This is a genomic window from Methylobacterium sp. R2-1 (assembly GCF_014191355.1).
GTDB lineage: Bacteria > Pseudomonadota > Alphaproteobacteria > Rhizobiales > Beijerinckiaceae > Methylobacterium.
This window is the reverse complement of record NZ_JACHWM010000013.1, coordinates 102257-126001: the sequence shown is the minus strand read 5'-3', so window position 1 is coordinate 126001 and position 23745 is coordinate 102257. Positions and strand designations below refer to the sequence as shown.

18 protein-coding genes are annotated in these 23745 nt (G+C 69.0%); 7 read left to right on the top strand and 11 right to left on the bottom strand.

Annotated features, from left to right (window positions below; translation table 11 throughout):
• Positions 1 to 9 precede the first annotated feature (9 nt).
• From FHU13_RS18565 to FHU13_RS18535, 7 genes are all read right to left on the bottom strand, one after another.
• Positions 10 to 1848, bottom strand: coding sequence for an ABC transporter ATP-binding protein (locus FHU13_RS18565; RefSeq protein WP_183437330.1), 1839 nt, complete (start codon positions 1846 to 1848; stop codon positions 10 to 12).
• Entirely contained in the window at positions 1848 to 2771 is a 924-nt protein-coding gene (locus tag FHU13_RS18560; RefSeq protein ID WP_183437329.1) for an ABC transporter permease, read from the bottom strand. Before FHU13_RS18560 ends, FHU13_RS18565 begins: the two co-directional genes overlap by 1 nt.
• Positions 2771 to 3751: an ABC transporter permease gene (locus tag FHU13_RS18555; protein ID WP_183437328.1), complete on the bottom strand. Its 981-nt coding sequence runs from the start codon at positions 3749 to 3751 to the stop codon at positions 2771 to 2773. The genes FHU13_RS18560 and FHU13_RS18555 overlap by 1 nt, the downstream gene beginning before the upstream one ends.
• A gap of 108 nt (positions 3752 to 3859) precedes the next feature.
• Complete coding sequence (locus tag FHU13_RS18550) at positions 3860 to 5443, bottom strand: ABC transporter substrate-binding protein (RefSeq protein WP_183437327.1); 1584 nt, start codon at positions 5441 to 5443, stop codon at positions 3860 to 3862.
• A gap of 330 nt (positions 5444 to 5773) precedes the next feature.
• Positions 5774 to 8308 (bottom strand): TonB-dependent receptor, encoded by a 2535-nt coding sequence (locus FHU13_RS18545; RefSeq protein WP_183437326.1) that lies wholly within the window; start codon positions 8306 to 8308, stop codon positions 5774 to 5776.
• A gap of 170 nt (positions 8309 to 8478) precedes the next feature.
• Positions 8479 to 9426 (bottom strand): FecR domain-containing protein, encoded by a 948-nt coding sequence (locus FHU13_RS18540; protein ID WP_183437413.1) that lies wholly within the window; start codon positions 9424 to 9426, stop codon positions 8479 to 8481.
• A gap of 111 nt (positions 9427 to 9537) precedes the next feature.
• The gene (locus FHU13_RS18535) at positions 9538 to 10059 is read right to left on the bottom strand and encodes an RNA polymerase sigma factor (RefSeq protein ID WP_183437412.1); all 522 of its coding nucleotides are present in this window, start codon (positions 10057 to 10059) and stop codon (positions 9538 to 9540) included.
• Between the two features lie 975 nt (positions 10060 to 11034).
• Between FHU13_RS18535 and FHU13_RS18530 the strand changes: the two genes are divergently transcribed.
• From FHU13_RS18530 to FHU13_RS18500, 7 genes are all read left to right on the top strand, one after another.
• Positions 11035 to 12822: an IucA/IucC family protein gene (locus tag FHU13_RS18530; RefSeq protein ID WP_183437325.1), complete on the top strand. Its 1788-nt coding sequence runs from the start codon at positions 11035 to 11037 to the stop codon at positions 12820 to 12822.
• Between the two features lie 4 nt (positions 12823 to 12826).
• Positions 12827 to 15787: an IucA/IucC family protein gene (locus FHU13_RS18525; protein ID WP_183437411.1), complete on the top strand. Its 2961-nt coding sequence runs from the start codon at positions 12827 to 12829 to the stop codon at positions 15785 to 15787.
• Positions 15788 to 15807: 20 nt separating this feature from the next.
• Positions 15808 to 17133, top strand: coding sequence for a DUF6005 family protein (locus tag FHU13_RS18520; RefSeq protein WP_183437324.1), 1326 nt, complete (start codon positions 15808 to 15810; stop codon positions 17131 to 17133).
• Positions 17130 to 17966, top strand: a complete 837-nt coding sequence (locus FHU13_RS18515) for a sugar phosphate isomerase/epimerase family protein (protein ID WP_183437323.1) — start codon at positions 17130 to 17132, stop codon at positions 17964 to 17966. The genes FHU13_RS18520 and FHU13_RS18515 overlap by 4 nt, the downstream gene beginning before the upstream one ends.
• 30 nt (positions 17967 to 17996) lie before the next feature.
• Complete coding sequence (locus FHU13_RS18510; protein WP_183437322.1) at positions 17997 to 18275, top strand: DUF2218 domain-containing protein; 279 nt, start codon at positions 17997 to 17999, stop codon at positions 18273 to 18275.
• Between the two features lie 50 nt (positions 18276 to 18325).
• Positions 18326 to 18853 (top strand): GNAT family N-acetyltransferase, encoded by a 528-nt coding sequence (locus FHU13_RS18505; protein ID WP_183437321.1) that lies wholly within the window; start codon positions 18326 to 18328, stop codon positions 18851 to 18853.
• Between the two features lie 160 nt (positions 18854 to 19013).
• A complete protein-coding gene (locus FHU13_RS18500) occupies positions 19014 to 19691 on the top strand; it encodes a DUF4142 domain-containing protein (protein ID WP_183437320.1) in 678 nt (225 codons plus the stop codon).
• Between the two features lie 930 nt (positions 19692 to 20621).
• On the opposite strand, the gene FHU13_RS18495 is transcribed toward FHU13_RS18500, so the two are convergent.
• The 4 genes from FHU13_RS18495 to FHU13_RS18480 all read right to left on the bottom strand — a co-directional run bounded on the left by FHU13_RS18495 (position 20622) and on the right by FHU13_RS18480 (position 23503).
• On the bottom strand, positions 20622 to 21401 hold the full coding sequence (locus tag FHU13_RS18495) for a TetR/AcrR family transcriptional regulator (protein WP_183437319.1): 780 nt from the start codon (positions 21399 to 21401) through the stop codon (positions 20622 to 20624).
• 71 nt (positions 21402 to 21472) lie between these two features.
• Positions 21473 to 22303, bottom strand: coding sequence for a pyrroline-5-carboxylate reductase (proC, locus tag FHU13_RS18490; RefSeq protein WP_183437318.1), 831 nt, complete (start codon positions 22301 to 22303; stop codon positions 21473 to 21475).
• A 63-nt stretch (positions 22304 to 22366) separates the two neighbouring features.
• Positions 22367 to 22873, bottom strand: coding sequence for a YbjN domain-containing protein (locus tag FHU13_RS18485; RefSeq protein ID WP_003607101.1), 507 nt, complete (start codon positions 22871 to 22873; stop codon positions 22367 to 22369).
• A gap of 348 nt (positions 22874 to 23221) precedes the next feature.
• Positions 23222 to 23503 (bottom strand): accessory factor UbiK family protein, encoded by a 282-nt coding sequence (locus FHU13_RS18480; RefSeq protein ID WP_183437317.1) that lies wholly within the window; start codon positions 23501 to 23503, stop codon positions 23222 to 23224.
• Between the last annotated feature and the right edge of the window lie 242 nt (positions 23504 to 23745).

Sequence of the window (23745 nt, the reverse complement as noted above, 5' to 3'; positions counted from 1 at the left end):
GGAGCGGCATCAGGCGGCGCCCGCAAGCAGGGCCGCGCCGGCGCCGGGCACACGGTGGCAGGCGGCGAAGTCGCGCGCGCCGCGCGCGGTGAGGAAAGGCGGATGGACGGCGCAGGCGTCGAAGGCCTGCGGGCAGCGCGAGCGGAAGGCGCAGCCCTGCGGCAGGTCGATCGGGCTCGGCGGCTCGCCCTCCATCAGGCAATCCTCCGGCCGGTAGCGCCGCGCCTCCAGGGCCGGCATCGCCGAGAGCAGGGCGCGGGTGTAGGGGTGGCCGGGATCGAAGAACAGACGCTCGTTGTCGGCGAGTTCGACGACCTCGCCGAGATACATCACCGCGATGCGGTTGCAGGCTTTGCGCACCATCGCGAGGTCGTGGCTGATGTAGATGTAGGTCAGCCCGTGCGCGCGCTGGAGTTTCTCGAACAACGCCAGCAGCTTGAACTGCTCGGTCTGGTCGAGGGCCGAGAGCGTCTCGTCCATGAGCAGGATCTCGGGCTCGAGCACCATGGCGCGAGCGACGTTGACCCTCTGGCGCTGCCCGGCCGAGAGCCCGAGCGGCAGGTCGTCGTAGAGCGCGACGGGCAGGCCCACATCGTCCATCACCGCGCGCACCCGCTCGCGGATTTTTTTCGCGTCACGCCAGCCGTGGGTGCGCAGGGGCGCCTCCAGCATAGCGCCGATGCCGGTGCGCGGCGGCAGCGAGTTGAACGGGTCCTGCAGCACCAGTTGCAGCTTGCGGCGGAAGCCGAGGAGTTCGGCCCCCGACAGACCGGCGATGTCGCGGCCCTCGCACAGCACGCTGCCGCCGCTCGGGCGCTCAAGGCGGCTCAGCAGCCGCATCAGGGTGGACTTGCCACAGCCGGATTCGCCGACCACGGCGAAGCTGTCGCCCTTGGCGATGTCGAAGGTGACGTTGCGCACGGCCCGCAGCGCGCTCGTGCCGGCAAAGCTCCCGCGCCGCTTCACCCGGTAGGTCTGCGACACGTCCCGCAGGCTGATGATCGCCTCGGCGGGGCGCGCGCCGGCGGCCCTCGGAGCCGCGGGCAGGCTCGGCCGCTCGCCCCAGATCACCGGGATCTGGGCCACGAGATCGCGGGTGTAGGCGTGGCGCGGCGTGGCGATCAGCGCCTCCGTCGGCTGTTCCTCGACCAGACGCCCCGCATCGATCACCAGAGTGCGGCTCGCCGCCTCGCGGGCCACGGGCAGCGAGGAGGAGACGAACAGGATCGCGGTTTCGAAACGCTCGGTGAGTTCGCGCATCAGGCGGATCACCTGGGCGGCCACCGTCACGTCGAGGGGCTGGGTCACGTTGTCGGCGACGAGCAAAGCCGGGTTCGAGACCATGGCGTCGACGATGAGCGCGCGCTGCATCATCCCGCCGGAGAACTGCGACGGGTAATCGTGGAAACGCGCGGTAGCCGAGGGGATGCGCACGGCGTCGAGCAGGGCGATCACGCGCGCCTGCGCCTCTCGGCGGCCCACCTCCGGCATCACCGCGCGCAGCTTCTCGACGATCTGGCGCCCGACCGGCAGGGTCGGGTCGAGGGCGCCCATCGGGTCGGCGCCGACATAGGCGATGTCGCGGCGAAGCCCTCGCATCGCCCGTGGCGGCAGCGCCAGCAGGTTCTGGCCGCGGAAGGACACGGTACCGGAGCGGATGGCGAGCGGGGCCGCGATCCAGTTGACCACGGCCCGCGACAGCACCGTCTTGCCCGCGCCCGAGGCGCCGACCACGCCGACGATTTCCCGCGGGGCGACGTCAAAGCCGATGCCGTCGAGGATTTTTCGCTCACGCCCGGGGAGGGTGAGGGCGACGGAGAGGTCGCGGACGGAGAGCACCGGGTCCATCAGGCGCCCCCGTGGATCGTGTTGCGGGCGCGCTCGAACGCGGCGCCGATCAGGTTGATGCCGGTCAGCGTGAGGCACAGGAACACGCCGGGCATGGTGGCGATCCACCACGCGTTGAGGAGGTATTTGCGCCCGTCGGCGATGATGCTGCCGAAGGTCGGCGTCGGCGGCTGCACGCCGAGGCCGAGAAAGCCCAGCGTCGACTCGAAGATCATCATCCGCGCCACGTCGAGCACCGAGGTGAACAGCAGCGGCGGCACCAGCAGCGGCACGAGGAGGGTGAGGATGATGCGCGGATGCGTGGCGCCCGAGACCTGCGCGGCCCGCACGTATTCGCGCCCGCGCTCGGCCATCACCACCGAGCGCATGACCCGAGCGTAGACCGGCCAGTTCGACAGGCCGAGGACGAGGATGATCGCTGGGATCGTCGGGCGGTCGGCGCCGAGCACCGCGATCGCCAGGATGATCATCGGGATCGAGAGCTGCGCGTCGGTGACCCGCATGATCACCGTGTCGGTGCGCCCGCCGAAATAGCCGGCAACCGTGCCGAGCGCGCAGCCGATGACCACGGTCACGGCGACCGAGGCCACGCCGATCAGCAGCGAGTAGCGTAAGCCCACGAGGCAGCGCACCAGCATGTCGCGGCCGATCTGGTCGGTGCCCAGCGGATGCGCCCAGCTCCACTTGTCACCGAGGAACAGCGGCGGCAGCAGGCGCGCCCGGATGTCCCGCATCGCCGGGTCGATGCCACTGAGTTCCGGGTAGAGCGCGGCGGCGAGCACGAGGAGGGCGAGCACGGCGAAGCCGATACGGAACCCGCCGGAGCGGGCGGCGCGTCCGAGGATGCGCCGGCCGATGGAGCGCGACGCCGTGACGTCGACGCGCGGCGGCACGAGCGCCAGGGAAGAATCCACGGCATCCATCAGTATTCGAGCCTCGGATCGATGGTCGTCGCCGCGAGATCGACGAGGATGTTGATGAGGACGAAGATCGCGCTGGTGACGATCGCGATGCCTTGGATCAGCGGGAAGTCGCGCTGGAGCACGGCGTTGATGGTGAGGAGCCCGAGGCCGGGATAGTCGAAGATGTATTCGACGATGATCACGCCCCCGAGCAGCGAGGAGAACTGCACGCCGAGCAGGTTGAGGAGCGGCACCGAGGCGTTGCGCAGCGCATGCGCGGCGACGATGCGCGGGCGTGACAGGCCGCGCACATGGCCGACGGCGACGTAAGATTCGCCCATCTGCGCCGCCACCGCGCTCGACAGCGTCCGGATCAGCACCGGCGACAGCTCGACGGCGAGCACCAGGGCCGGCAGCACCGTGTAGGAGAAGCCGCCATAGCCGATCGCCGGCAGCCAGCCGAGCTTCACCGACAGGAGCAGGGCGAGCACGATGCCGAGCCAGAAATTCGGGATCGAGATGAAGACCGAGGAGACCGCGAAGGCGAGCCGGTCGAAGAACCCGCCGGGGCGCAAGCCCGCCGCGATCCCGAGCAGGGCCGAGAAGACCAGGGCGATGGCGAGCGCCAGGGCGGCGAGTTGCAGGGTCATCGGCAGGGCGTCGAGAATGAGGTCGCCGACCGCGGCCCGCTCGCCGCGGGTCATGTCGTCGAAATTCGCGCCCCCCGTCGCCGCGCCGTTGGCCGGCCGCATGAAGCTGCGGCCGAGATCGCCCCGGACGACCTGAGCGGCATAGCGGCCGAACTGCACGATGATCGGATCGCGCAGGCCCATCGTGGTGGCGATCTCCTCCACCAGGGAGTCGGGCGCCATGCCGCCCACCATCTGGCGTACGGGATTGCCCGACATCACCCGCAGCAGGGTGAAGATCAGAAGCGAGACGAGGAAGATGATGACCGCACCCTGCGCGAGGCGCCGGGCGAGGAAACTGAGAACGAACATCGGGGCATCGGGTCCGGTGACGGAATCGGCAGGGCGGGGCCCGGCCGCCGTAGGGGCGGGCCGGGCCCCGCGCCGAGCGCGGACAGTTCAGTCAGGCGGTCTTGCCGGTCAGGCCGTTTTCGAGGCGTCGATGGAGCCGTCGGGGTAGATGTAGAGGCCCTTCAGCTCCCGCTGCATCGCGTGGATCATCACCGAGGTGAACAGCGACAGCGCCGGCATCTTGGTTGCCAGCAGCGGCATGGTTTCGTTCTGGAGGATGGCCTTACGCTCCTCCAGCGTCGGCGCCGCGCGCTCACGATCCAGGCTCGCATCGATCTCCGCATCCTCGATGCCGGTGATGCGGTGCGAGGACGAGTGGAAGTGGGTGCGCAGCACCAGATCCGGCTCGGGCGAGGCGGTGGACCAGCCGCAATCGACCATGTGGCCGGGCCCGCCGCCGGGGCGGTGATAGAGGCGCTCGTTCCAGGCCGCGGGCTCCAGCACGGTCAGGCTCACCGGAAAGCCCTGCTCGTTGAGCATCGCGGTGATGACCTCGCCGTACTCCTTGGTCTTCGGGTAGAACCCGACCGAGGTGATGTATTCGAGCGGCGGCAGCCCCTTGCCCTTGGGAAAGCCCGCCTCGGCCAGCAGCGCCTGGGCCTTGGCGGGGTCGTAGGCCGGATAGTTCTTCAGGTCGACGTAGCCGAACTTCACCGGCGAGATGAAGTTGGCGCAGGCATGACCCGCCGCGCCCAGGATCTCCAGCAGCATCGCCCGGTCGATGGAGTGGCAGGCGGCCATGCGCACCCGCACGTCGTTGAAGGGCGGCTTGGAGCAGCGGAACCAGAGATACTTGTTCTCGACCGAGACGACCTCGTTGATCGCGATCTTCGGATTGTTCTTGACCGTCTCGACCTGCTCGGGCTCGAGCCGCTCGACGATCGAGGCCTGACCGTTCATCAGCGACAGCATCCGCGTCGTCGAGTCGCCGGTGAAGGTGAAGTTGATACCGGGGATGCCGGGCTTGCCGCGGAAATAGCCGTCATGGGCCTTGAGCACGGTATCGTTGCCGCGCTGCTCGACGAAGCGGAACGGGCCCGTGCCGTTCAGGCGACGGGTGAGGGCGCCGCCCGGCCCCTCGGCGACGTCCTTGGCCGAGAGGATGGGGAGGAACGAGGCGAGGAAGATGAAGAGGTGGGCGGGGTAGCCGCCCTTCGAGGTGTCGACGATCACGGTCTCGTCGTCGGGCGTGGTGATCGTCAGCGTCTCGGTCGGGCCGGGATACCACTGCGCCGGGCGATCCTTGCCCGAGCCGTACTCGAAGGTCGCCTTCACGTCCTCGGGCCCGAACGGCTTGCCGTCGTGGAAATGCACGCCCTTGCGCAGCTTGATCTGGAGGCGGTGCGGGTCGAGCAACTGAATGTCGGTGGCAAGTTCGTAGACGACCTTACCGGGGTCATCGAGGGTCATCGGCGTGCGGGTCAGGAAGCCCATCACGAAGCCCTCGATGTTCTTCTGCGAGAGCGTGGTGTGGGCGGTCGGGTCCCAGTTGCCGGTGATGTTCTCGGCCGAGAGGAAGACCAGCGGCTTGCCCGTCTGCGCGAAAGCGGAAGAAATCAGAAAGTCGGGGTTGATCTGGGCAAATCCCACAGCGGCAGCACTACCCTGCAGAACCCCTTGCAGAAACCGTCTGCGATCCATCGTTCCGGCCATGCTGAGGCTCCTGAGTTCCCACGCATCCATCAAAGCGGTCAAAAACCACATAGCAGGACGCGTGCCAGAAGCCGCAAAACACACACCGGTCAGCTTGACGGTGATTGCCGCCAGGAGTGGGGGCGCTGAGCAGGCGGCGGGCAGTTCATGCGGAAGCTGCTCGTTTCGGCGGCAGATCGCAGGCGAGACGTGCCTGTGAATGCTGACGGCCCGCCGGCCGCCCCGCATATCATGGGGTGATCGACAGGCGCGGCGTGCGCGACCGAGCGGTCGGCCCTTACCCTTTCGCGATGTCGGGGCAGGGTGGACAAGGATCGATGCGTCGGTCTCTCAGAAGTCGACCGACGCGGACACGATGAACGTCCGGGGCGCGCCGACGGCGAGGAAGCCGCGAGCGGCGGACGCCCAGTACGAGTCGTCGAGCAGGTTCTCGACGGTGGCGCGGATCACGACGGGTTTCCCGTTCACGCCCTCGGTCGTGTAGCGCAGGCCGGCATCGAAGCGGGTCCAATCCGGGACCGACTGGGTGTTGGCCTGGTTGTAGAACATGCTGCTGGTATAGATCGCCCGCCCGGTCAGGGTGAGGCCCGTCGCCAGCCACGGCGGCAGGTCGTATTCGGCGTAGAGGTTGAACGCCGTGTCGGGCACGCCGGGGGCGGCCTGGCCGTCGAACCTTCCACCCGCCGTCCTCACTAGTTGCGCGTCGATGAAGGTGATGCCGCCGAGCACACGCACGCCCGGAATGGGCTCGCCGAACACGTTGAACTCGATGCCGCGATTGCGCTGGAGGCCGTTGACGTTGAACCGCCCCCCCTCGGTGATGGCATTGGGCTGTTCGATCTCGAACAAGGCCGCGGTGACCGCGACGGTGCCGAAATCGTATTTGGCGCCGACTTCCTTCTGCCGTGTCACGACGGGCGGGAAGACTTGGTCTGTATTGGTCCCGACGATGCCGGGGTTCGTCGGCCCGACCTCGAGGGCCTCGATGTAGTTCCCATAGAACGACAGGTTCGCGAACGGCTGGATCACCAGGGTGATGGCGGGACTGAACCGGCCCTCCTGATAGTTCGTCGCCACTCGACCGATGGGCGTTCCGGGACGGGTGTCGAAGCTCTGCTGGTCGATCTCCTGATAGCGTCCGCCCAAAGTCAGCAGGAAGCGATCGTCGCCGTTGAAGGAGAGTGTGTCGGCCACCGCCACGCTGCGCGCGGAGAGCTGGGTGAATAGCGGCTGTTGCCCGGAGCGCGGAAACCCGATGGTCGGAATGGGTCCGGCTGGCCGGTTGATCGGATCGTAGATGTTGATTTGGTAGGGCGGAATCGTGAAAGGCGTGAATCCGCGCGAATAGTTCTTGTTGACCACCTCGACGGCGCTGACGTTGAACTGGTGATGGAGGAAGCCGGTCTGGAACTTCGTGCGCAGGCCGACTTCGCCGGTGAAGCCTTCCAGTTGCAGCGGTTGGATCGCCAGGGTGTTGGTGGCCAGCCCGGTCGGGCTCGTGACCACATAGTTCGAGGTCAGGAAATCCTCGTTGTAGCGGCTGGCGCCGCCCGCGGCGTAGATCGTCGTCTCGGGCAGGAGGTCGTACTCGACCCGGCCGGCGATCATGTCGTACCGGCTGTCGTTGTACTCGAACGGATTGGCCGCGTTGCGACGGTTGTTCGGGGCACGGGGAACCTGGATGTTCGCGGCGACCGCATTGAACAGCGACGTCGGCGCCGTGACGTTCTGCGTCGAGTGCATCAGATCGAGCGAGGCGTGGAAGCGCTCGCCGCGATAGTCGAGGCCGAGGGTGGCGACGCCGACCTCGATCTCGTTCTTGTCGAGGGGCGTGGCCCCGTTGCGGTAGGCACCGTTGAAGCGCACGCCCCATTCCTTGAACTCGCCGAAGCGGCGGCCGAGGTCGGCATGCGTCCAGATCTGTGCGTCGCTGATATAGGTCGTGGTGAGCCGGGCGAGCGGCTCGTCGTAGGCGCGCTTGGGGATGAGGTTGATCGTGCCGCCGACGCGGCCGGTGCCGCCGCTCAGAAGCGCTGTGGGGCCGAGCAGAACCTCGACGCGCTCGATGCCCTCCACGAAGTGCCGGCGCGGGTTGGCGAGGTAGAACAGCCCGTCGAAGCCGGTATCCAGATTGGTGACCGAGAAGCCGCGGATGAAGTAGGAATCGCGCTCGCTGAACGGCGGCGCATCGCTGCGCACCGAGGGGTTGTTCAGCACGACGTCGGCGACCGACCGCGCCTGCTGATCCGCGATCAGCTTCTCCGTGTATCCGGTCACGCTGAAGGGCGTCTTGAGGACGGAGCGGTTACCCAGAAGGCCGACCCGGGTTCCCGAGCCGACCTGGCCGCCGGCATAGGGCACGGGCGGCTGTCCGACGGTTCCCGTGGGCGGCGGCAGGCCGGCGGCGGCACGATCCTGCCCTTGAGCCTGCCCCTGAACGTGCAGCTCGTCGAGCTGCACCGTGCCCGCGGGCTCCGCGCCGAGCTGGACGTAGCGCGGGTTGACCAGGGTGATGGTCGAGGCGCCGGCCGGCCGATAGGTGAGGCCGGTACCCTCCAGAAGCTTGGTCAGGGCCTCGATCGGGGCGAACTCGCCCGCGAGCCCTTGCGTCTCCAGGCGCGCCGTCAGCTCGGTCGGGTAGACCAGCTTGACCCCGGCCTGCTCGGTGAAGGCGACGAGGCCGGTCTCAAGCGAGCCCTTCGGGATGGCGAGACGAACCGGGTCACCGGACATCGGCGCGTCGGACCGGATCGTGCGCGGAGCCGGGCCGCGCGTGGGTTTCGCCTCGCCGGTCATCTCGCCGGCCTGAGCCGCCGCCTGTGCCATCACCGCGGCCGACACGCCGGCCAGCGCGAGTCCCGCCATCCGGCCCCGTGAAAACCTGCGCGCGCGCGACGCCATGCTAAAGCCCCATCGATCCATCGGGAGGGGCGGCACGCTTCGCGTCATCCGCGCCCTCGATGGTTAAGATCAACGGGCACGCGATCTCCTGACGTGGAGCGAGCGATTTTTTCGCCCATCGGCATTCCCCCCTCTCACAGGGGCGATCCGACCAGGACCAGCAGGGGTGAGAGGCGCCGGATACGGGCCCCCATGGTCGCGGCGATCACGTCGAGGGCGTCGTCGGTGTTGCGGGCATCGAACGCGCCCGTCACCCGCCGCGCCCCGAGTTCACGGTCGAGCAGCAGGATGCGCCCGCGGCGGTAGCGGTTCAATTCCGCAAGGACCGCCGCCAGCGGCTTTCCGGCGTAGATCAGCCGGCCGTCACGCCACGCCGTGTCGCGCTCCACATCCGCGGCAACCACCTGCAGGACGCCGTCGCCGACGCGGACTTCCTCCCCGGCCGAGACGACGGCGCGCCCCCTCTCCCCCGACACGTCGACACGCCCCTCCGCCACCCCCACCGGGCTGGCCGCCCCATCCGCGCGCAGGAAAAAGCGGGTCCCGATGGCGCGCACGCTCAGGCCGCCGCCACGCACGACGAACGGGCGGCTCGGATCAGGCACGACATCAAAGCTGGCCTCACCCCGCAGAAGCTCGATCTTGCGCTCCCGCTCGGTGAACCGCACCGTGATCGCCGTGTCCGTGTTGAGATCGACGCCGCTGCCGTCGGCAAGGGTCGCGTGCTCGATGGTGCCGACGTCGCTCCACAGATCCGCGCGCAGCCGGTCGAGGAGCCCGATCTGATACACCAGGGCGCCTCCGATCAGGGCCAGGGCGGCAAGCGTCTTCGGAGATCCCTTGGGAGGCCCCTTGCGCGGGCGGGGATCGGGCAGTTGCCCGAGCCTGCGCCACAGCGCATCCATCTCGGCATAGGCCGCGGCATGGGCCGGATCGGCCCCGCGCCATGCCTCGAATTCCCCGCGGTCGGCCTCGGTGGCGTCGGAGGAGGAGAGCCGCGCAACCCAGGCCGCGGCCGCGCGCTCGACCGGATCCTCGCCGCTGTCGGCCTCGTCGGCCTCCGCCCCGTCGCTGCCGGCCACGTCACGTCCCACGTCACGTTCCCCTGGGGGCCTGCCGCGGCCCGACATGGTGCCGCGCCGGTGTCCTATCCCCTTAGATCAACGAGGTCGCGGCCTCCTGATGCGATCCGTTCAAAAAAGATCGAGGCGGGTGCGGCGGCAATGCAGGAGGGCCTTGATGATGTGCTTCTCGACCATGTTGCGCGAGATGCCGAGGCGCAGTGCGATCTCCCCGTTGGGAAGGCCATCGAGGCGGCTGAGCAGGAACACCTCGCGGCAGCGGGGCGGCAACGCGTCGATCGCCCCGGCGAGGCGCCTCAGTTCCTGGCGGGCGATCGCCTGCCGCTCCGGGAGGGCGTAGCCGTCGACGATTTCAGCCAATTCCGCGTCGCACTTCGCCGCGAACAGAGTCCGTTCCAGCCGGCCGCGGTTGCGCATCCGCAGGGCGACATTGGTGGCGATGCGGAACAGAAGGGCGGACGGGTGCTCGATGCTCGTGCGCGAGAGCGCAGCGACCATGCGCAGGTAGGTCTCCTGACTCGCATCCGCAGCATCAGCCGGGTTGTCGAGCAGGCGCAGAAGGAAGCGCCGAAGCTTGAGACCCTCGTGCCGGTAGAGGGTATCGATCGACACCCCCGTCGCCCCTCCCGCCATGATCTCGGCCCCGTCGCCCACAGATGATCCCGCCCTCAATGACCGAGGACCGACCAGAAGGAGACGGGCGGGCAATGCAAGTCCCGCAATAGCTTGGACAACTTCCAGCCTAGACGCCGATGCTATCGCAAGGCGTTGGACAGACAGTCGAAATATTTTCCCGGAAGCCAAAACAAGAATTATTACAAATAAAGCATTGAAGCCATTTCATTATCTCGTTGCAGATCAGCAACAGGCCGCTTCACCACCGTGCAGCAAACGATACACGAACCGAGTCCATCCGGCGAAGCCAGAACCGAAGCCGAGGATCAAGCCCAAGTCGAACAGAGCCGGCAACGGGATGGGGCAGCGCGGTGCGGCGGAAGCGCGGCACAACCCGCGATCGACCACGCGCAACAGAATCCCTGGACGAATGACGCCGCGGAACCTGTCCGCATCCGGTCCATGACCCGAATTACCGAAGAGTAAAATCAGGTTTTTTACGCCGGCAACGGACTGACGCGGCAAAACAAACACGCGGTCACCCTATATCAAGAACAATTCCAATCGATTCGACTTCCCTTGACGCCTGCCTGAAGTTTGCGCAACACGCCTTCAGCTTCACGCGATTCGAGGGAGTCCTCAGTCCGATGAGCAAGTACAACGAAAAGCAATTTTCCTTTTCTTACGCTTCGACCAACATCTTCTTCTTGCTCACGAAACCGCGGGCCCTCCTTGCCTGTCCCTGCAACGGTGGGTTCGTCATGCGTTCGGCCTGCACGACGGCGGTGATGCCCGCGCGCCGGCAACCGGATGGCCGTGCCGCTTCGATGAGGCGTCGATAACGCGCCAATGAGGCGTCGAGGCGTCGGGAACGCCGTCGGCCGAGACGGAGACCGGGTCGGCGCCGGGCTTACGGATCAGGAACGCGGCCCCCCGCTCCGGCCGCGACACGGCTGGAGCCGGCCCTGAAGGCTCTCACGAGGTTCGGAGATCATGCCACCATCGTCTCAAGCCGTTGCCGAGGCAGCCGCCTTCCGCAGCTTCGCCAACGGATATCTGCGCGAGATCGACCCCGGCATCCGCATCCGGCACGCGCTGCCGGACGGGCCACCCGCACCTTGCGTCGAATGGAACCTGCGCAGCCGCCGTCTCGCGATCCGCGCCGAGATCCTCTCCCCGTCGCTTTGCGGCGCGCACGCGTTCGGCCGCCTCTGGACCCGCCACCTGCACGAGCCGCGCTGGCGCCCAGTCGCACCGATGCGGGCGCTTCAGGAGCTTCTCGGCGAGGCCTATTCGCGTACGGACGAGGGGCGGGGCGAGACCGCCCGCGAGCGCGAGCTGGAACTGCTCGGGCGCGTGCTCGACAGCTACCGCGAGACCGCGCGCCTGCTCGGCCTCGCGGAACGGGAAGCCGGCGCGGGGACCGGCTTCATCGCCGCCGAGCGCGCCCTCGTCTTCGGCCACTGGCTGCACCCGACGCCCAAGAGCCGGCAGGGCCTCACGACCTGGCAGGCCCGCGCCTACGCACCGGAGGAGGGCGGCACGTTCCAACTCGCCGTGTTCGCCGCCGAAGCGCGCCTCGTCCGCCACGATTCGGCGGTGACCCGCGCTGCGCCCGACCTCGCCCTCGACCTGCTCGGCCCTGACGCCGCCCGGCTGGACTTGCACGCGGGCGAAATTGCCCTGCCGATGCATCCGCTCCAGGCCGAGGCGCTGATGCTGGAGCCGCACGTCGCCGCGTGGGTCGAGGCGGGTCGGCTACGGCGGCTCGGCGCCTTCGGCCCCCGCTTCACCGCGACCTCCTCGCTGCGCACGGTCTACGCGGCCGAGAGCCCGTGGATGGCGAAGTTCTCACTGCCCGTCACCCTCACCAACTCGCTGCGGGTCAACCGGCTCGCCGAACTCAAAGCAGGCGTCGCCATGGCCCGCCTGCTGGCCAAGAGCGGCTTCGGCGCCCGCCACCCCGACTTCCTGATCCTCGCCGACCCCGCCTACCTCACCCTGCAGAGCCCCGACCGCGAGGAGAGCGGATTCGAGACGGTGCTGCGCGAGAACCCGTTTCGCGGTGGCGCGGAGCGCGGGATCGCCACGCTGGCGGCGCTGACCGCCGAGCCGCTGCCCGGCCACCCGTCGCGGCTGGAGTCGCTCCTGCGGAAAGTCTGTCCGGAGGGTGCGGCCCCGCGCGCGCAGGCCGCCCGTACTTGGTTCAGACGCTATCTCGACTGCATGCTGGAGCCCGTGGTCGCGCTCTACGACGCGCAGGGCATCGCGCTGGAAGCCCACCAGCAGAACGCGCTGCTCGACGTCGCCACCGGCTGGCCGCAGCGGGGTTTCTACCGCGACAACCAGGGCTTCTACCTCTCGGAATCCGCCCGCCCCCGTCTCCTGCGCGACGCGCCCGAGACCGGCGCCATCGCCTCGCTCTACTTCCCGGACGGCGAGATCCGCCGACGGCTGGCCTACTATCTCGTGGTCAACCAGATCTTCTCCGTCATCGCCCGGATGGGCCATGACGGGCTGGCACGCGAGGAAACGCTCCTCGACGATCTCGGCCGCCGCCTGGAGGCGATGGTGCGCCGACTGACCGGCGCCGGCCGCGCCTTCGCCCGCTCGGTGCTGGAGGGGCCAACGCTCTGCACCAAGGCCAACCTGCGGGTGCGCCTGTCCGACCGCGACGAGCTCGCCTCGGGCGATGGCACCGGCAACTACATCGACATGCCGAACCCGCTCACACTTCGTGCGGCGGCGCGGGGCGAGGCCGGCCGTGCCCTCGCGTCTTGAAGCCATGGAGCAACCGGAAGCGCGCGTCCTGCGCCAGCTGGCGGAAGCGGTCCTGTTCGAGGGGCTGGCCGACTGCGAGCCGGCCTACGACGGCTCTCGCCGGATCGCATGGCGCCTCGGCTCCCGCCGCTTCCGCGCAACCGGCGCCGTCGGCGCCTTCGGCCGTCCTCGCCTCGACCCGTCGTCGGTGGAGATGGCGAGCGGGGAGGGTGCCTGGATGCCTGCCGATCTCGCCGCCCTGGTAGAGGTCCTTCCCGCTGCCGGCGAACACACGGTGCGGCTGCGGGCCGAGCTTCGGCAGACGATCGAACTCTGCCGCTGGAACGTCCAAAATCTGTCGCCGCCGGAGCGCCGCGCCCTGCCTTTCGCCACGCTCGATGCGGCTTTGTGGGAGGGCCATCCCTACCATCCGAGCTTCAAGGCGCGCACCGGCTTCACCCTGGAGGATCACCGCCGCTACGGGCCCGAGGCCGCTGCGCCGTTCCGCCTGGAGTGGCTCGCCGTGCGCCGGGACACGATCGCCCTCGCGCTGCCGGGCCCGGAGGCCGCGTTCTGGCGGGCCGAACTCGGCGGGGAATGGAACCTCCTCGCTCACCGCCTCGGCGAGGCCGGACATTCCCTCGACACGCACGCGCTGCTGCCGGTCCATCCCTGGCAGATGCGCCGGCTCGAAAGCGAGGCTTTGCGCCCCTGGCTGGCGGAGGGCCGCGCGGTCGCGCTCGGGATCGCCGGCCCGCGCTACGTCGCCAGCCAGTCCCTGCGCACGCTGCACAACCTCGACGATCCGTCGGCTGCGAGCGTGAAGCTGGCGCTCGGCGTCGTTTCGACCTCGAGCCTGCGCATCCTCGATCCGCATTTCGTGCTGACCGGCCCAGCGCTGTCCAACTGGCTCGCCGGCCTCGTCGCGGACGACCCCAAGTTGCGCGACCGGGTCACGGTGCTGCGCGAATACGCCGCCGCGCTCGCCGACCGGGACGGGCCGCTCGCCGGACAGCTCGCCGCGATCTGGCGGGAGAGCCCGCGTCTCGCGCCCGGCGAGGCGGCCGTGCCCTTCAATGCCCTCGCCGTGTGCGAGGCGGACGGAAGCAGCTTCGTCGCACCCTGGCTCGAACGCCACGGCCGCGACGCCTGGCTCGACCGTCTGGTTGAGGTCGCGGTGCTGCCGGTCTGGCACCTGCTCGCGGGCCACGGCGTCGCCCTGGAGGCGCACGGCCAGAACATGATTCTGGTCCACCGCGGCGGCTGGCCGGAACGGGTGATCCTGCGCGACTTCCACGAGAGCGCGGAATACGCGCCCGACTTCGTGACAAACCCGGAGCGCGTGCCGGATTTCGGGGCGATCGACCCCGCCCATGCCGGCCCGGTGGATGACCGCTTCCACGCCATGCGCTCGGCCGCGACGCTCGCCGAACTCGTCACCGACAGCCTGTTCGTCTTCAACCTCAGCGAAATCACCGCCCTGCTCGCGCGTCGGCACGGCCTCGACGAGACGGCGTTCTGGCGCCGCCTCGGCCGGCAGTTGCGGCGCCACGCGATCGCACATGGGCTGGAGGAGTGCTTCGCCCGGCTTCAGGTCGAGGCGCCCCGGCTGCGGGTCGAGGCGCTTCTGTCCCGCAAGCTCGGGCTCGGTGAGGTGCGCGGCAGCCTCCACGCGCCCAACACCCTGTTCCATTCCCCTGACGCCCTTTTCGGAGACCGCATGATCGAGATCGACGGCCGCACCATCACCGCGGACGCGATGGAGGCCGCCATCCGGCGCGTCGAGGACGCGGCCGGGCTGAGCGGCGGCAGCGGCGAGCGCGTCGCCGCGCGCTTCCGCGACACCGCCCAGGGTCTCGCCTTCATCCTCGCCGCCCGCCGGTGCGGCGCGAGCCTGCTGCCGATCCATCCGGCCCTGCCCGACGAGGGTGCGCGCCGGCTCGCGGAACGCGCCGGCTGCCACCGCCTGTTCCTCGACAGCCTGGAGGGCGCGGCGCTGGACGGCGCCGCCCCGCCGGTTCCGGGCGAGGGCGAGCTTCTCCAGATGAGTTCCGGCACTACCGGCGAGCCGAAATGCATCGCCCGCCCCTGGAGCGCGGTGGAGCGCGAGATCGAGAGCTATGTCGGCGCCTTCACCGAGCCGGACGGCATGACCCCGGTCATCGCCTGTCCGATCACCCATTCCTACGGGCTGATCTGCGGCCTGTTCGTGGGACTGCGCCGCGGCCGCGTGCCGGTGATTGTCGACACCACCAACCCGAAATACCTCCTGCGCCGCCTGCGCGAGATCGAGCGGCCGGTGCTCTACACCGCACCGGCCATGCTGCACACGCTGGCCCGGCTCCTGCCCGGGGATGAGACCATCCACGCGGCGATGGTCTCGGGCACGCTCCTGCCGGCACCCTGGTTCGCCGCCATCCGCGGGCGCGTCACCCACTTGTTCCAGCAATATGGCTGCTCGGAAGCCGGCTGCATCGCGATCAATCCGGATCTGCGCCGCGCCGACGCCATCGGCCGCCCGCTGCCGCATCACCGCGTCCGGGCGGGAACAGGCCCAGAGGCCCCGGCGGAGATCGTGGTCGAGGGGGAGGGCGGGACGATCCACACCGCCGATCTCGGCTATCTCGCCCCCGACGGCATGCTGATCTTCGTCGCGCGCCAGGACGACACGATCAACGTCTCGGGCCTCAACGTCTATCCCGGCGAGGTCGAGGACGTGGTGATGGCCATGCCCGGCATCACCGACGCCGTGGCCTTCGCCCGGCCCGATCCGTTCGCGGGCGAGCGGGTGACGCTGCTGTTCAGCGCTGAAGGTCCCGTGCCGCCCCGCGCGCTTCAGGACTGGTGCCGCCGCTGGCTCGCCGGCCACCAAGTGCCGGTCGAGGCGGTGCAGGTCGGCGCGATCCCGCGCGAAGCCAACGGCAAGATCTCTCGCCGCGCGGTGGCTGCGCAGTACCGGGGCGGCAGCCTGGAGGCGGTGGCATGAACTCCGGCAAGAGTGCTGGCATGAGCAGTGAAGCGCTGGTCACGGCCATCGGCACGGTGCTGCGCGAGGAGATGCGCCACCCCCATCTCGACGGGTTCGGGCCTGAGGCGCGGCTGAACGAGGACCTCTACCTCGATTCCGTCCAATTGCTTCAGCTCATCCTGTCGCTGGAGCTGACGCACGGGGTGTCGGTACCGGAGGAAGCGATCAACCGGCAGGACGTCTCCACCGTCGCCGACCTCGCTCGGCTCCTGGCGCCGGGCGCGGAGCCGGCCGCACCGGTCGCCGCCGAACTGGCGGCGCCCTCCGAGGGCGTCCACGGCGCGATGCCCTACGACCTGAAGATCCACTGCTTCGTCAGTTGCGTCTGCGACGGGCTGAAGACGCGGGGCATCGACCATCGCCCGTTCTACGCCCTGATCTGGGACGCCGAGTTCGCCATCACCGACGGCTCGCGGCTCGCCTACCACTCGGACGCGATGGACCACGAGTCGTTCCGCTACTGGTTCGAGCGGCTCTACGGCGTGCCGCTCGTCTCCTGGTACGACCATTCCCGCTCCAAGGAGGAGAACGTCGCGACCCTGCTCGACCTGATGGAGCGGCGGGAGCCCGACACGCGCATCATGGTGATGCTCGACATGTTCCACCTCCCTGAGCGGGAGAACAAGTTCAACCAGAACCCCTTCCCGCACTACCTGATGGTGTCGCTCGGCGACGACCCCGACCTCTGGCAGGTGCGCGACCCCGACTTCCGCTGGGAGGGCGTGATCGAGCGCGAGCGGATGCTGAACGCCATCCGCCAGCCGAGCGTCGCCGGCGGCTACCGCTTCGACCCCTCGCTCGCGCATCCGCCGGCGGACACGGATCTCGCGGCCTTCTTCGATGCCTGCTTCCGGTTCGACACCAACCCGCTGATCGACGCGGCGCGTGCCATCGTGCTCGCCCATGCCGAGGGGCGCGGCGGCTTGAGGCTGACCGATCTCGGCGAGGCGCTGCGGGAACTGCCGGTCATCACCATCCGCAAATGGGCCTACGAGCACGGCTTCGCCTTCTTCTGGCGGGCCCTGCGCTGGCCGGATCCGGAGTTCCAGCGGATCTGCGACGAGATCGAGGCCTTGGTGAACGGCCTCACTGCCCTGCACTACGCCGTGCTGAAGCTTGCCCGGACCGGCGTGGCCCGAGAGGACACAGCAGGGGTCGCGCCTGTCCTCGCGCGGCTCGACGCCCTCGACGCGCAGGAATTCGCGATCAAGCGGCAGCTCGCCGCGGCCTACGCCGCGTGGCGGCAAGCGAGCCCGGATCTCGGACAGGCCGCCGTATCCTCCCGCGAAAGGCTTTCCGCATGAGAATCGCGCTCTGCACCATCAGCTTTCGCCACCATCTCGTCTCGATCGGCGAGCTCGCCCGCTTCGCCCGCGGCCACGGCTTCGACGGCATCGAATTGTGGGGCGTGCATGCCCGCAATCTCGGCCCCGGCGACCATGCCGAGTGGCTCGCCGCCTACGGCCTGCGCGTGCCGATGTTGAGCGACTACCTGCCGCTCGACGCAGCCCCCAAAACCCTGACCGAGCGGGCGGCTGAACTCGCCCGGCTCGCGGGGAGCTGGGGCGCCCCGCGGCTGCGCACCTTCGCCGGCACGAAGGGCAGCGCGGTCGCCGCACCGGAGGAGCGCACCCACGTTGCCCAGCGCCTGCGGATGGCGGCGGGCCAGCTCGCCGACGAGGGTCTACGGCTGGTGGTCGAGACGCATCCCGGCACGCTCGCTGACACCACCGCCTCACTCCTCGACCTGCTCGACGCGGTCGATCACCCGAACCTCCGGGTGAACTTCGACACGCTCCACGTCTGGGAGGGCGGCGACGATCCCCTCGCGGCCCATGCCCGGCTCGCTCCGCATATCGACTACTACCATCTCAAGAACGTGCGCAGCCGCGCCGACCTGTCGGTGTTCGAGCCGGCCAACGTCTACGCCGCCGCCGGACGGCGCGAGGGCATGACTGCCTTGTTCGAGGGCGCACTGGATTACGGCGCCTTCCTGAAGACGCTGCCGCCGCAGGCGGAAGCCTCGCTCGAATGGTTCGGCGACGCCTCCTTCTCGGTCCTGCCGACCGACCTTTTTCGCGTGCGCACCGCCACTGCCGGCCGCCGCGGCACCGGCCCCCTCCATGCCGCGCGCTGAGCGGGCACACCGGACACCCAGGAGATCGACATGCCCGACAGCCACGCCGTCGTCAGCACCCCGCATGCCAGCCGCTATCTCCAGCAGCTCTGCAAACACTGGGCCCACCGGTTCGAGACCGAGTTCAGCGCGACGAACGCCCGCATCGCGCTGCCGCTCGGCGAGACGCGGCTCTCCGCCGATGCCGAGACCCTGACGATCGACCTGACCGCACACGAGGCGGCGAGCCTGCCCGATCTGCGCGATGTGGTCGTGCGCCACATTGAGCGGTTCGCCTTCCGCGAGACGCTGCGCTTCGAGTGGACGTGAGCCCGCCTTCGCAAAGACCGAGAAGCACTTCGCAGGAAGCAGAGAGTGGAATGAGCGGCATGAGACATGACGGGGACGTGACCATACGGGCCATGCGGGACGACGACGCGCAGGATCTCTTCGAGATCTACAATCAGCCCGCCTTCCGCTTCGGAACCCTCGCTCTTCCCTACGAGTCGTTCGAGGCCGTGAAGAAGTGGGCCGAACCCCGCTCGCCGCGGGATCTGCACCTGGCCGCGGAACGGGACGGGCGCGTCGTCGGGGCGGCGGCCCTGCGCCCGTTCTACGGCCGGCGCGCGCACGCGGCGGAGTTCTGGATCGCGGTCCACGAGGATTTCGCCGGTCACGGTATCGGCTCGCGGCTCCTCGCCGCGGTGATCGACACCGCCGACAACTGGATCAATGTTTCGCGGATCGAGATGACGGTTTTCACCGACAACACGCGCGCCATCGCCCTCTACGAGAAATTCGGTTTCGTCATCGAGGGGACGCACAAGGCCGCCTCGTTCCGCAACGGGACCTTTGCCGACGTGCACTGCATGGCCCGCCTGCGCCCTCCGAGCGGACACGGAATCTAGCCCGAAAGGCCGGCGTGGAACGCCCGAGCGTCTTCGATTGTCACAGCTCCCAGCTTCCAGGAACATTGCCGATTTTGCGAAGGTTTCGCCCGTCAGACTCCGGCACCGCTCAAGAAAATCGGCGCTCGGGTGTCGTTTCCACACCGGGAGATCCGATACCATGCATCGGCGTGATTTTCTGACGACTCTGCTGACCGCAACGGCTGCGCTGGCCGTCACCCGCACAGCCCTCGCCCAACCGGCGCCGGCCGGTGCCATTCCGGCCCCCGTCTACCTCGCCATGGCGACGAAGGGCGGCCTCTTCCTCGAGAACACGGCGCGCGACGCCTACGCCAAGAGCCGCAATCCGCGCATCAAGGCCTTCAGCCGGGCGGAGGTGACCGAGCAGGTCAACCTCGCCCGCAAGCTCGACCCGTATGTGGGTGCAGCGGCACCCATGGCAGGTGCGCCCGCCGGTCCGGGCGGCCTCGTCGGCGGCTTGGTCACGGCGCCTCTGGCGGTCGCGGGCGCGACGGTCGGCGCGGTCGGCGGGGTCGTCGGCGGCGCCCTGGGTGCGCCTGGCGGGAACGGTCCCGGCGCCATGACCACGGACGAGCAGAAGGCCCAGATCCTCTCGCAGCTCTCGGGGATGCAGCCCGGCCCCGAATACGACGCGATGTTCGTCAACGCCTCGCTCCAGGGCCACCAGGAAGCCTACCAGATCCACGGCTCCTACGCGCAGGCCGGCGATGACCCGGCCCTGCGCCGCATCGCGGCGGGCGCGATCCCGCTGATCCAGCGGCACATCGCGCAACTGTCGCGGATGCAGGCGATGATGGGCGGCGCGCGGCAGGGATAGGCCGGGATCGCGGCGCACCGTCCCGAATGGCGATCTTTGAGACGGTGCGCGTCGACGGAGCGCACGCTGCCCCTCCTGCAACGCATCCGCAAAAGGGGAACTGAAAGCTTCGACCTCCCGTTCTTAGACACCAGCCACTGGAAAGGCGCAGTCTATGAACGCCGAAGCGATCAAGAGCCGCGACGAAGCCCTGGCTCTACTCGATGCCGACCTGATCACGATCCACGACTTCATGACATTGTGCGACCTGAAGGGGTGGGATCGGTAGAGACTGCGAGGCCGGAGCGTCATCTCCGGCCTGTTGCGACCCCTCTAGCCGCCGGAGCCTCGGCACCCTCGCGCCGACGAGTTCCGGCCGCGTCTGTTGCAGAGTGCAGCACCGACAGCGGCAAAAGATCCTTACAGAACGGCTAAAACAGCGGCCGAGCGCGAGGTTGCGCCGGAGGAGGACGGACTGACGACGGGTCTTTGCCGTCAGCCGCCATCGTGCGGATCGCCTCCCAGTAGGCTCTCAACCAGCACCGGGGCCTGGATCACTCCGAAGGCGGCTCCCACCAGCGCCCCAGACGTGGCGCACATGACAGCCTTCGACGAATCCCGCAGATACTCGTCAGGTTCGGGTCCCTGTCGAATCATCGTGCCTATTGCCGAGGCAACGCCCACAATCATGCCGCAAACAGCCGTCCCGACTAGGATTGTTGCGAATTTCCTGTGCTTGAACTGCAAGGGCGAGCCATCCCACTGAAGAACTCACCCCTAAGAATCATGACCGCGCGACAAACCCGTTAAGCTAGCTATTCCTCGGCGAGAGTGACGCACACTGAGTTGGCGGCCGGTGCTTCTGGACCGACCGGATCGATGTTGATCGACCAGAGACGGCAGACCCGCTCCGTTCCCGCCCCGAAATCCCCCTACCTGAAAGCCGGTCTCTCAGATCGCCGCGGCTGGGTCGCGATCCTCTGCATCGCCCGCGGGCGGCGTCCGGTCGCGGCGGGAGCGGCGCTCCATCAGGGCACGACCGAGAGCGCGCAGCGGCGCGGTGAGGCGGCGAGCATCGTCGGCGCGTTCCATGATGGTCTCGCCGCGGCGGATCTCACGGTCGAGCTTGGCCATGGTCCGGGCGAGCGCCGGGTCGTCGTCGTCCAGCCAGACCTCGACGGTGCGGGCGAAGGCGATCACGGTGCCCTGGAGCTTGAGCCGGCCGAGCGGCCCCTCCGTGTCGATGCCGGCGGCGGCCAGCATGTAGCGGTGCGAGTTGAGGGCAACGCCGTTGAGCGCCAGCATGGACAGGACATCGCCGCGTAGCGCGAAGGCGATGCGGCGCAGGGCCGGCTTATAGGGCGTCATCGCGTCGAGCCGGCGCATCAGCACATCGAACAGGCGCTCGCGGGCCGGCTCATCGGCGAGGTCGGCCGTGTCGACGTCCAGCACCTTACGATCGATGATCCGCGACAGGCCGCCGAGCACGGCCCCCTTCGAGGGGAAGAGGTCGCGCAATTCGGCGAGGGTCAGGCCTGCTTCGCGAGCGATGTCGCCGACCTCGATGTCGTTCCAGGGCTGCTCGGCCGCGAGCCGCATCAGCGCCTCGACCGCAGCCTCGCGCGGGTTGGGCCTGGAAGCGCCGGCTTGCGGCTTCTCGGAATGCGACGAACCGGACTCTCCACCGGTTTCGAGCTTGCCGCCGGTCTCGGGCTCGGGGGCCGTGTCCATGATCCGTGCTCCGTGTTCGGTTCGACGTCTCATGTAGGGGCGGAACCGTCGGGTTGCACCCGTCGCCCGCCTCAGCCGGACAATTCCCCCGCCCGCCGCTTCGCCGCACCCACCGCCTCCCGCATCAGGTCGGGCAGGGCACCCTCACGCATCAGCACGGCGAGCGCCGCCGCGGTGGTGCCGCCGGGCGAGGTCACGTCCCGGCGCAGCTGCCCGGCCTCGCGGGCATCGGCATCGAGCAGGGCACCGGCGCCCGCGACGGTGGCGCGGGCGAGCTGCTCCGACAGCTCCGGCGGCAGGCCGGCCGCCACGCCGGCCTCCGCCAGCGCTTCCGCCAGCAGGAAGACATAGGCCGGGCCGGAGCCCGAGACCGCGGTCACCGCATCGATCAACGCCTCGTCGTCGAGCCAGGCGACGAGGCCGGAACGGGCGAGCAGCCTTTCCGCCGCCGCCCGTGCCTGCGGCCCGACCTCGGGACTGCCGACGGCGCCGGTCGCGCCCCGGCCGATGCTGGCGGGCAGGTTGGGCATGACGCGCACCACGGCGCGAGCGGCCGGCAGGCGGCGCTTGAGATCGGCGATGGTCTTGCCGGCCAGGATCGAGACGACGAGGGTATCCGGGCCGATCCAGGCCCCGAGCGCCGGGGCTGCCGCGTCGAGGACCTGCGGCTTGATGCCGAGCACCAGGGCTCCGGCCGGAGAAGCGGCATCAGGGTTGAGGCGCAAACCCCGCTCGGCGCAGAGCACGGCGATCTCGGGGGAGGGCTGCGGATCAATGACGGTCACGGCGGCAGGGTCGAGGCCGCCCGCGAGCCAACCCCGCAGCAAAGCCGCCCCCATCTTGCCGGCACCGGCCAGAACCAGGGGCGTGGGGAAGGCGGTCGAGGCTTGGTCTTGCGTCATGCCCTCTCGATTCCACCGCCGCGGCGCCGGATCAAGGGGCTTGGTCCTCTCGAAACCGGACGGTCACGCCTCGCCTTCGGTCTCGAACAGCACCGCGTCGAGGGCCTCGCGGGCGCTCTTGCCGGCCCAGAGCACGAACTGGAAGGCCTGATAGTAGCGCTCGCAGGCGTCGGCAGCCGTCTTCATCATCATCGCGCACTGCCCTTGCGTCGGCGCGATGCCGTCGGTGAGCAGCAGCGAGTGGCGGAACATCACGACGCTGTCCGACGACCATAGGTCGAAATGGCCGATCCAGAGCTGCTCGTTCACGAGCGCGACGAGGCGCAGCATCTCGGCCCGGCGCCGCTCCGGCACTTTCAGGTCGAAGGCGGCGGCCACGTGCAGCGACTCGACTTCCTCGATCCACGTGAAGGCGACGTGGTACTCGGCCCAGCGCCCCGACACGGACACCGACATCTCGTCGGTCTCGATCCGATCGAAGATCCAGTCCCGCAGCGAGGCGAGGCGCTCGACGACATCGAGCGGGTGCTCCGGCCGGTCGCTGTCTTCGATGAGGCTAAGCTGGGTCATGGCGATCCAAGTTGTCGACCCGGTCGATGGCTCGATCGGGCCGGCGGGCAAAGCAGGGCCGTGACGGGAATCGAGGCGACACCCGTCGATCTCCGTCCTGCGGAGGGGTTCAATCCAGATTTCACCGCCCCGGGGTTTGGTTCCACCTTTCCGCCGGGGCGAATCAACTTCGGATCGTTTATAGCCCGCGCCGCCCGCGGGCTTCAAAGCGTCGCCCCGGCATCAGCGGTGGGCAACGCGGCTATCCACCGATGCTTCCTGTGCAAAGAAATCCAGATTCCGCGTTTTCCCTCAAGGGTGAGTCTTTGGTGAGTCGTTGGTGAGTCTCGGCCGACTCCGCGCCGCCGCTCAGACCGATTCCGTGCTGCCGGCGCTCCCCGTCTCGGCACCGAGCCGGGCCTCCAGGGCACTCACCCGGGCGGCGAGCGCGTCGTTCTGGCTGCGCAGAGCCGCGACGAGGTCGCGCAGCACGTCCACCTCCTCGCGGGTGGCGACATCCATGTCGCGGATCAGGCGCTCGACCTGGCCCTTGAACATCGTCTCCGCCTCGCGGCGCACGCCCTGGGCGGCCCCGGCGGCATCGGTGAACAGGCGGGCGACATCGTCGAAAAGGCGGTTCGAGCCTTGCATGGGGATCTCCTCCCGCGCCCGGACCTGTTTCGAGCACGTTCCTACGACATAAGAATCGGCGGCCGGCAGGGCAATCGAGGGGCGTTCACGAAACGCCTCGGCCGCCGACGCCGGCGGAGAGCGGGAACCGGCCCGGATTGTTGCCGCAGGTCTCAGATCCGGCAGCGGAAACGTGCGGTTACAATCTTCACGGTCGGCCATACTTTCGGGCAGGGCGCACGCAGGCGTAAGACTCTCCTCGT

What these genes read in the sequence shown, in the direction of transcription:
- FHU13_RS18545 (WP_183437326.1), bottom strand. Translation starts at nt 8,308, where the DNA reads ATGGCGGGACTCGCGCTGGCCGGCGTGTCGGCCGCGGTGATGGCACAG.
- FHU13_RS18560 (WP_183437329.1), bottom strand. Translation starts at nt 2,771, where the DNA reads ATGGATGCCGTGGATTCTTCCCTGGCGCTCGTGCCGCCGCGCGTCGAC.
- FHU13_RS18495 (WP_183437319.1), bottom strand. Translation starts at nt 21,401, where the DNA reads ATGGACACGGCCCCCGAGCCCGAGACCGGCGGCAAGCTCGAAACCGGT.
- FHU13_RS18530 (WP_183437325.1), top strand. Translation starts at nt 11,035, where the DNA reads ATGCCACCATCGTCTCAAGCCGTTGCCGAGGCAGCCGCCTTCCGCAGC.
- FHU13_RS18505 (WP_183437321.1), top strand. Translation starts at nt 18,326, where the DNA reads ATGAGCGGCATGAGACATGACGGGGACGTGACCATACGGGCCATGCGG.
- FHU13_RS18515 (WP_183437323.1), top strand. Translation starts at nt 17,130, where the DNA reads ATGAGAATCGCGCTCTGCACCATCAGCTTTCGCCACCATCTCGTCTCG.
- FHU13_RS18555 (WP_183437328.1), bottom strand. Translation starts at nt 3,751, where the DNA reads ATGTTCGTTCTCAGTTTCCTCGCCCGGCGCCTCGCGCAGGGTGCGGTC.
- FHU13_RS18480 (WP_183437317.1), bottom strand. Translation starts at nt 23,503, where the DNA reads ATGCAAGGCTCGAACCGCCTTTTCGACGATGTCGCCCGCCTGTTCACC.
- FHU13_RS18520 (WP_183437324.1), top strand. Translation starts at nt 15,808, where the DNA reads ATGAGCAGTGAAGCGCTGGTCACGGCCATCGGCACGGTGCTGCGCGAG.
- FHU13_RS18510 (WP_183437322.1), top strand. Translation starts at nt 17,997, where the DNA reads ATGCCCGACAGCCACGCCGTCGTCAGCACCCCGCATGCCAGCCGCTAT.
- proC (WP_183437318.1), bottom strand. Translation starts at nt 22,303, where the DNA reads ATGACGCAAGACCAAGCCTCGACCGCCTTCCCCACGCCCCTGGTTCTG.
- FHU13_RS18500 (WP_183437320.1), top strand. Translation starts at nt 19,014, where the DNA reads ATGCATCGGCGTGATTTTCTGACGACTCTGCTGACCGCAACGGCTGCG.
- FHU13_RS18525 (WP_183437411.1), top strand. Translation starts at nt 12,827, where the DNA reads ATGGAGCAACCGGAAGCGCGCGTCCTGCGCCAGCTGGCGGAAGCGGTC.
- FHU13_RS18550 (WP_183437327.1), bottom strand. Translation starts at nt 5,443, where the DNA reads ATGGCCGGAACGATGGATCGCAGACGGTTTCTGCAAGGGGTTCTGCAG.
- FHU13_RS18565 (WP_183437330.1), bottom strand. Translation starts at nt 1,848, where the DNA reads ATGGACCCGGTGCTCTCCGTCCGCGACCTCTCCGTCGCCCTCACCCTC.
- FHU13_RS18535 (WP_183437412.1), bottom strand. Translation starts at nt 10,059, where the DNA reads ATGGCGGGAGGGGCGACGGGGGTGTCGATCGATACCCTCTACCGGCAC.
- FHU13_RS18485 (WP_003607101.1), bottom strand. Translation starts at nt 22,873, where the DNA reads ATGACCCAGCTTAGCCTCATCGAAGACAGCGACCGGCCGGAGCACCCG.